At 39.8% G+C, this 6,497-nt stretch carries 10 protein-coding genes and 1 rRNA gene; 6 read left to right on the forward strand and 5 right to left on the reverse strand.

Features of this window, described 5'->3' with window-relative positions; translation table 11 throughout:
* Positions 1 to 223 (reverse strand): PLP-dependent transferase (locus tag QMG11_RS19825; RefSeq protein WP_281838175.1); only part of this gene is annotated, 223 nt, incomplete at its 3' end.
* A 427-nt stretch (positions 224 to 650) separates the two neighbouring features.
* Between QMG11_RS19825 and QMG11_RS19830 the strand changes: the two genes are divergently transcribed.
* The gene (locus QMG11_RS19830) at positions 651 to 908 is read left to right on the forward strand and encodes a hypothetical protein (protein ID WP_281838177.1); all 258 of its coding nucleotides are present in this window, start codon (positions 651 to 653) and stop codon (positions 906 to 908) included.
* 14 nt (positions 909 to 922) lie between these two features.
* Here QMG11_RS19830 and QMG11_RS19835 read toward each other — a convergent pair whose 3' ends face one another.
* The 3 genes from QMG11_RS19835 to QMG11_RS19845 form a co-directional block, all read right to left on the reverse strand.
* A complete protein-coding gene (locus QMG11_RS19835) occupies positions 923 to 1,165 on the reverse strand; it encodes a thioredoxin family protein (protein ID WP_281838179.1) in 243 nt (80 codons plus the stop codon).
* A 4-nt stretch (positions 1,166 to 1,169) separates the two neighbouring features.
* Positions 1,170 to 1,952: a P-loop NTPase gene (locus tag QMG11_RS19840; protein WP_281838181.1), complete on the reverse strand. Its 783-nt coding sequence runs from the start codon at positions 1,950 to 1,952 to the stop codon at positions 1,170 to 1,172.
* A gap of 115 nt (positions 1,953 to 2,067) precedes the next feature.
* Entirely contained in the window at positions 2,068 to 2,448 is a 381-nt protein-coding gene (locus tag QMG11_RS19845; RefSeq protein WP_281838182.1) for a RidA family protein, read from the reverse strand.
* Between the two features lie 254 nt (positions 2,449 to 2,702).
* Between QMG11_RS19845 and QMG11_RS19850 the strand changes: the two genes are divergently transcribed.
* From QMG11_RS19850 to QMG11_RS19870, 5 genes are read left to right on the forward strand one after another with little or no spacing between them, the layout of a single operon-like run.
* Entirely contained in the window at positions 2,703 to 3,383 is a 681-nt protein-coding gene (locus QMG11_RS19850) for a hypothetical protein (protein WP_281838183.1), read from the forward strand.
* Between the two features lie 30 nt (positions 3,384 to 3,413).
* On the forward strand, positions 3,414 to 3,629 hold the full coding sequence (locus QMG11_RS19855) for a 4Fe-4S dicluster domain-containing protein (protein ID WP_281838184.1): 216 nt from the start codon (positions 3,414 to 3,416) through the stop codon (positions 3,627 to 3,629).
* A gap of 24 nt (positions 3,630 to 3,653) precedes the next feature.
* Entirely contained in the window at positions 3,654 to 4,715 is a 1,062-nt protein-coding gene (locus QMG11_RS19860) for a 3-methyl-2-oxobutanoate dehydrogenase subunit VorB (protein ID WP_281838185.1), read from the forward strand.
* Entirely contained in the window at positions 4,715 to 5,464 is a 750-nt protein-coding gene (locus QMG11_RS19865; RefSeq protein WP_281838187.1) for a thiamine pyrophosphate-dependent enzyme, read from the forward strand. Before QMG11_RS19860 ends, QMG11_RS19865 begins: the two co-directional genes overlap by 1 nt.
* Before the next feature lie 2 nt (positions 5,465 to 5,466).
* Positions 5,467 to 6,009, forward strand: a complete 543-nt coding sequence (locus tag QMG11_RS19870) for a 2-oxoacid:ferredoxin oxidoreductase subunit gamma family protein (protein WP_281838188.1) — start codon at positions 5,467 to 5,469, stop codon at positions 6,007 to 6,009.
* A gap of 374 nt (positions 6,010 to 6,383) precedes the next feature.
* Here the strand turns inward: QMG11_RS19870 and rrf are convergent.
* Positions 6,384 to 6,497: ribosomal RNA gene (gene rrf / locus QMG11_RS19875) — 5S ribosomal RNA — on the reverse strand; the annotation flags it as partial.

Consider the following 6,497-nt stretch of genomic DNA (forward strand, 5'->3'; position numbering starts at 1 on the left):
GTGCTGCAAGCTTCTCCTCTAGTACTGTAGTTGTAGGGTTTCCTAGTCTGCTGTAGATGTATCCTCCCTCTTCCAGGGCAAATCTTCTTCCCCCCTGCTCTGCACTGTCAAATACAAATGTAGAACTCTGGTAAATTGGTGTAGTTAGCGTTCCAAATGGGTTTTTCTCATGTCCCCCGTGTATAGTCTTTGTTCCGAATCCCTTATTTTTCATATTTTCCATCTTATTCCTCCTTAATTCTATCTTTCGCTATAGATATTACTTTATTGTGTTTCAAAAATCAATGTTTCATACTTTTTCCAAACACAGGATTGCTGTTTAGCTTTTTATTTTTAAGAACTTCCACTCTTAATTAATTTTTTTTAATATTACTTTTTGTACTTTTGTACTTTTTATTCGGACAGGTGTGCCGATAGGGATTTTTAACAGACCCTTCTGAGTGAAAAAAATATAGCATTATAAATTTCTAAAGATCACTTTTAATTTATAGGTATATAAGGTTTTTATTGGTCTTTGATTTTCATCCCCCTCATAACAAAAAAACCTTCTGAAAAATCTGACAAAAAGGCGTCTCTTGACGTGGTTCAGAGGAAGATCTCAGATTATAATATTCCCATAAGATAAACTTCAAACTGTGGAGGATGATAATATGAAGAGATTGATATTAGTTGCTATGATTGTTCTGGGAAGTATTTCATACTCCAGAGATCTGGATTATAGAGGAAGAAATGAATTTATGGAGGTTTCAGCTGAAATCATAACCACTGAGGATAAGGTAAGCAGGATGTCTTCTGGAGAGATAAGCCTGAAGAAGAACTGGTATTTAAACGAGAGAGACAGAAACTTTGAGAGGTATTCTAACTTCCACAGAGACCTGGAAAATCAGGATAGAGGTAATCAAAAATAGAAGGGCTTGCCCTTCTATTTTTCTTGTAGTATCTTTTTTATCTCTTCCTTGTTGAGGTAGTTACCCTCGCTCCTCAATACCCCATCCACAAAGAGTGCCGGTGGATTCTTAGTTATCCTAAAGATCTCATCCACATCTGTGATCTTGTCAAAGTCGGGATAGATTCCCAGCTCCTCGATGGCCTTTACTAGGTCGTTATACATTGGGCTGTGACAGCACAGGAAGTCGTAGAGCTCTACCTTTATTCCTCTTCTCATACTTCTACCCCATTATCTCCAGGTTACCTGCCAGCTCTGCAAACTCCGGTCTGGAGATTACATACTTGGAAAACTCCTTTTTCTCCATGCTTTCAGTAAGCTTAGGGTCCATAGGGAGTTCCCCCAGGAAGATCTCCCCTATCTCAAGGGTATGTTCCTTGGCACTTTTGCTGCTGAAGATATTTATCTTCTCGCTGCACCCACCGCACTCCAGGTAAGACATATTCTGAACTATTCCGCTTACTCTGATTCCCAGGGAGTTAGCCATAGACGTAAGTTTTTTTACTATCATGGAAACCATGGACTGAGGTGTTGATACCACAACTATGCTCTCAAGGTTATATGACTGCATAACAGTAAGGGCAGTGTCCCCTGTTCCCGGCGGCATATCTATAAGCATATAGTCCAGCTCCTCCCAGTGGGTATTCTGGTAGAGCTGTGTCAGTGTAGCTGTAAGCCTTGGACCCCTCCACATTGCCACATCCTCCTCCCTTGCTATATAGGAGTTAAAGGATACTAACTTTATCCCCTCCTTGGTCGTTACCGGGGTAAAAGCTACCTCCTGGGGATTAACTATCTCAACCTTCCCCTTTACATCTTCTATTCCAAGGATTCTGGGGATAGAGGGACCAAATATATCTGCGTCCAATATCCCTACCCTGTAGCCCTTGTTGGCCAGGCTCACTGCAAGGGAAGCTGTCACAGTGGATTTTCCCACTCCCCCCTTACCGCTCACTACACCAATTATCTTTTTTGCCCTTCCGTACTTTAGCTCTATATTATTCAAAGTTATTCCTCCTGATTCACATTATCATTTCAACAAATCTAGTATAATATTTTTTACTAAGTTTGTAAACAATTAGAATGAAAAAAATGCCGCCATTTCAGGCGGCTAAAACTAATTACTTAACAGCAATTACTTCAATCTCAACTTTTACGTCCTTTGGTAGTCTAGCTACTTCTACACAAGCTCTCGCTGGCTTGTTCTCAGAGAAGTACTGAGCGTAGATCTCGTTGATTAGAGGGAAGTCATTCATGTTCTTGATGAATACTCCTGCCTTAACTACATCGTTTAGAGAGTATCCAGCTTCCTCTAGGATAGCCTTTACGTTCTCTAGTGATTGCTTAGTTTGCTCCTGTACATCGTCAGATACGCAAGTCATAGTCTCTGGGATGAAAGGAATCTGTCCCGAAACATATAGTGTTCCATTTACCTCTACTGCTTGTGAGTAAGGACCTAAAGCTGCAGGTGCTTTTTCAGTGTGAATAACTCTTTTTGCCATTTTACATTTCCTCCTTGGTTTTAAATTCTCTATGATATTAACATATTCTAATAATAATTTCCACTATATTATTTTTACTTTTACCATTATCGAATATTTTCACAATGTTTTTATTAAATTTTTGTTACTTTTTTTAAGGATAAATCAACATTTTTTAATTGACAAAGGGTATTTCAAAAAAGTATAATTAATTGTGATAAGAACACACTGTTCTTATTATGTTAAAAAAATATTCTATATGTACAATGAGGGTGGTGAATACCATTAAGGATAAGAGAATCAGGATTATATGTGGTCACTATGGGAGCGGTAAATCGGAGTTTTCTGTTAATTACATCAAGAATTTGAAGAAAAACTACGATAAGGTAGCCCTAATAGACCTGGATGTGGTAAATCCATACTTCAGAAGTCGTGAAAAGGCAGAAGAGTTGGAAAATGAAGGTATCAGAGTTATTTCTAGCTCTATAAAGGGAAGCAATGCAGATCTTCCATCCCTTGCTGGAGACATAAATGTTCCCATACTGGATAAATCCTATGAGGTTGTAATCGATCTTGGGGGAGACAGTGTAGGGGCAAGAGTTCTGGGAAGATACCGTGAGGATATTGCAAATGATAGCTACGATATGCTTGTAGTTTTAAATGCTAACAGACCAGAAACTCATACTCCTCAGCAGGCAATAACTTATATCAAGTCTATTGAAGAATCGGCAGGGCTTAAGGTTACAGGTATCGTTAATAATACCCACCTCCTTAAGAGCACTACCATAGAGGATGTTATGAGGGGACAGAAGTTAGCTGAAGAGGTAGCACAGGAGTTAGGTATAGATGTAAGGTATACAGCTTGTATGGAGAGGCTGGCTGATGAGCTGCCAGAGGAGTTGAAGGATAGATACTTCCCTATAGGTATGCACCTTAGAAAAGAATGGATGAGTTAAATTTTCAATTAAATTATAAAGGGGGTTAAAATGGCTAAAGGTACTGTTCATTTTGACGAGAAAAGATGTAAGGGGTGCGGGCTATGTACTACTGCCTGTCCAGTAAAGATTGTTGTTCTTCAAAAAGATAAGATCAATCTAAAGGGATATACTCCTGCTGGAGTTTCAGATCCAGAAAAGTGTATCGGATGTACAAACTGCGCATTAATGTGTCCAGATCAAGTTATTACAGTTGAAAGAAATTAATCTATTTTAGAGGGGGCTTTGTAAATGGCTAAAGTTTTAATGAAAGGTAATGAGGCTATCGGTGCAGCAGCGATAAAAGCTGGCTGTAAATATTTCTTTGGATACCCAATTACACCACAAAATGAAATTCCAGAGTATATGTCTAAGGAACTACCTAAGGTAAACGGGTGTTTCGTTCAGGCAGAATCTGAGGTAGCTGCAATAAACATGGTTTACGGTGCGGCAGGATCAGGAGCTAGAGTAATGACTTCATCTTCTTCACCAGGGATGGCTCTTAAGCAGGAGGGAATCACATATATCGCAGGTGCTGAACTTCCATGTGTTATCGTAAACGTAATGAGAGGTGGACCAGGTCTTGGTGGAATCCAGCCAGCTCAGTCCGACTACTTCCAGTCTGTAAAGGGTGGAGGAAATGGAGACTACTACATGCCTGTATACGCACCAGCTAGTATCCAGGAAACTGTAGACCTTATTCAGGAAGGATTCGACGTTGCAGACCAGTACAGAACTCCTGTAATGGTTATCGCTGACGGTATGATCGGTCAGATGATGGAGCCAGTTGAGTTCAACGAAAGAACTAATAGAGAGCTTGAAGAGAAGACTTGGGCAACTGTTGGAACTAAAGAGGAGAGAAAGCCAAACATCATCAACTCACTTTTCCTTCAGCCAGAGGAGCTAGAGGATCACTGTCATAAGCTAGAAGCTAAATATGAGACTATGAGACAAAACGAGTGTAGATGGGAAGAGTACAACATGGAGAACGCTGAGATCGTAGCTGTTGCTTATGGTACTACATCTAGAATCGTTAAGAATGCTATAGAGGCACTAAAAAAAGAGGGAATCAACATGGGTATCGTAAGACCTATCACTGTATGGCCGTTCCCATACCACGTTCTTGCAAATCTTCCAGAGTCAGTAAAGCACGTTCTTACTGTTGAGATGAGTATGGGACAGATGGTAGAGGATGTTAAGCTAGGAGTTAACGGTCAGAAGCCTGTTCACTTCTATGGAAGAACTGGTGGAATGATCCCTGATCCAGAGGGAGTAATTGCAAAAGTTAAAGAGATTCTTGGAGGTGACAAGTAATGGCAGTTGTTTTTGATAGAACTAAAGGACTTACTGATGTGACAACTCACTACTGTCCTGGATGTACTCACGGTATTATCCACAGACTAGTTGGAGAGGTTATGGAAGAACTTGGAGTTATAGGAGAGACTATCGGTGTAGCACCAGTAGGATGTTCTGTACTTGCTTATAAATATTTTAACTGTGATATGCACGAAGCTGCACACGGTAGAGCACCAGCTGTAGCTACTGGTGTAAAGAGAGTTCACCCTGATAAAGTTGTATTTACATACCAGGGAGACGGTGACCTTGCTTCAATCGGTACTGCTGAGATCATTCACGCAGCTGCTAGAGGAGAGAAGTTCACTACTATCTTCGTTAACAACGCTATCTACGGAATGACTGGTGGTCAGATGGCACCAACTACTCTAATCGGACAGAAGGCTACTACATCTCCATATGGTAGAGAGAAGGATGTTCAGGGAATGCCTATAAGAATGTCTGAGATGCTTTCTAGCCTTGACGGTCCAGTATACCTTGAAAGAGTATCTGTTCACGATGCAATCCACGTTAGAAAAGCTAAGACAGCAATAAAGAAGGCTTTCCAGGCTCAGATCGAAGGAAAAGGCTTCACTATGATCGAAGTACTTTCTACATGTCCTACTAACTGGGGAATGACAGCTGTAGATTCTCTAACTTGGTTAAAGGAAAACATGATCCCTTACTATCCACTAGGTGTAATTAAGGACACTACAAAGGAGGAGAACTAATTATGACTGAGCAAATTATATGTTCTGGATTCGGAGGACAGGGAGTTATGTCTTTGGGACAGCTTCTTGCTTATGCTGGAATGCTTGAGAATAAAGAAGTTTCATGGTTACCATCGTATGGACCTGAGATGAGAGGAGGAACTGCTAACTGTTCAGTTATAGTTTCAGAATCTCTTATTGGATCTCCAGTTATTACAAATGATGCTACATGTGCAATTGTAATGAATAAGCCATCTCTTATAAAGTTTGAGAAGAACATCCTTCCAGGTGGAAAGCTTCTTATCAACAGCTCTCTTATTGAGGATAAGGCTACTAGAGATGACGTAGAAGTTTACTATGTAGATGCCAACGCTATTGCTGCTGAGTGCGGTACAGACAAGGCTGCTAACATGGTTATGCTTGGAGCTTACCTTGAGCTTACAGGTGTAGTTTCTGTAGACAGCGTAAAGCAGGCTTTCCTAAAGGTGTTTGGAGAGAGAAAGGCTCACCTTCTTCCTCTAAATGAACTTGCTCTTGCAAAAGGGGCAGAAGCTGTAAGAAAGTAATCTATTCAAAGAGGCTGATAAAATCAGCCTCTTTTTTTATATCATCACTATTTCATTCATCTCTTCCTTCTTTGTTTATCTAAAAAGGAATCTAGAAAAGATACCTCTATCAGAAAACTATTTAATCAGTATTTATAAAATCCCAAAATCAAAGAGGCTTTCTATTCATTTTTAAGCTTCATGCTACATAATTTTCCAATCTAACTTATATTCGCTACTTTATATAATAGCATCCTGTAAATCTTTTTGAGTTTCATTTTTGTTTTCTGCTTAGAAAAAAGAGTATCAATTGATTTTTTTGCTTTTTATTATTGACCGTATACACAAAAAGAGCCTTTCTACAGTTAAGTAAAAAGGCTCTTAAAATAAAAAAAACTTGGCAAGTTCCTATCCTCCCAGGGGGCTGCCCCCCAAGTACTTTCAGCGTTTACGGGCTTAACTTCTGGGTTCGATATGTGACCAGGTGTACCTCCGTAGCTATTCTCACC

Origin of the sequence: Propionigenium maris DSM 9537 (genome assembly GCF_027925155.1) — a bacterium.
Lineage (GTDB): Bacteria > Fusobacteriota > Fusobacteriia > Fusobacteriales > Fusobacteriaceae > Propionigenium > Propionigenium maris.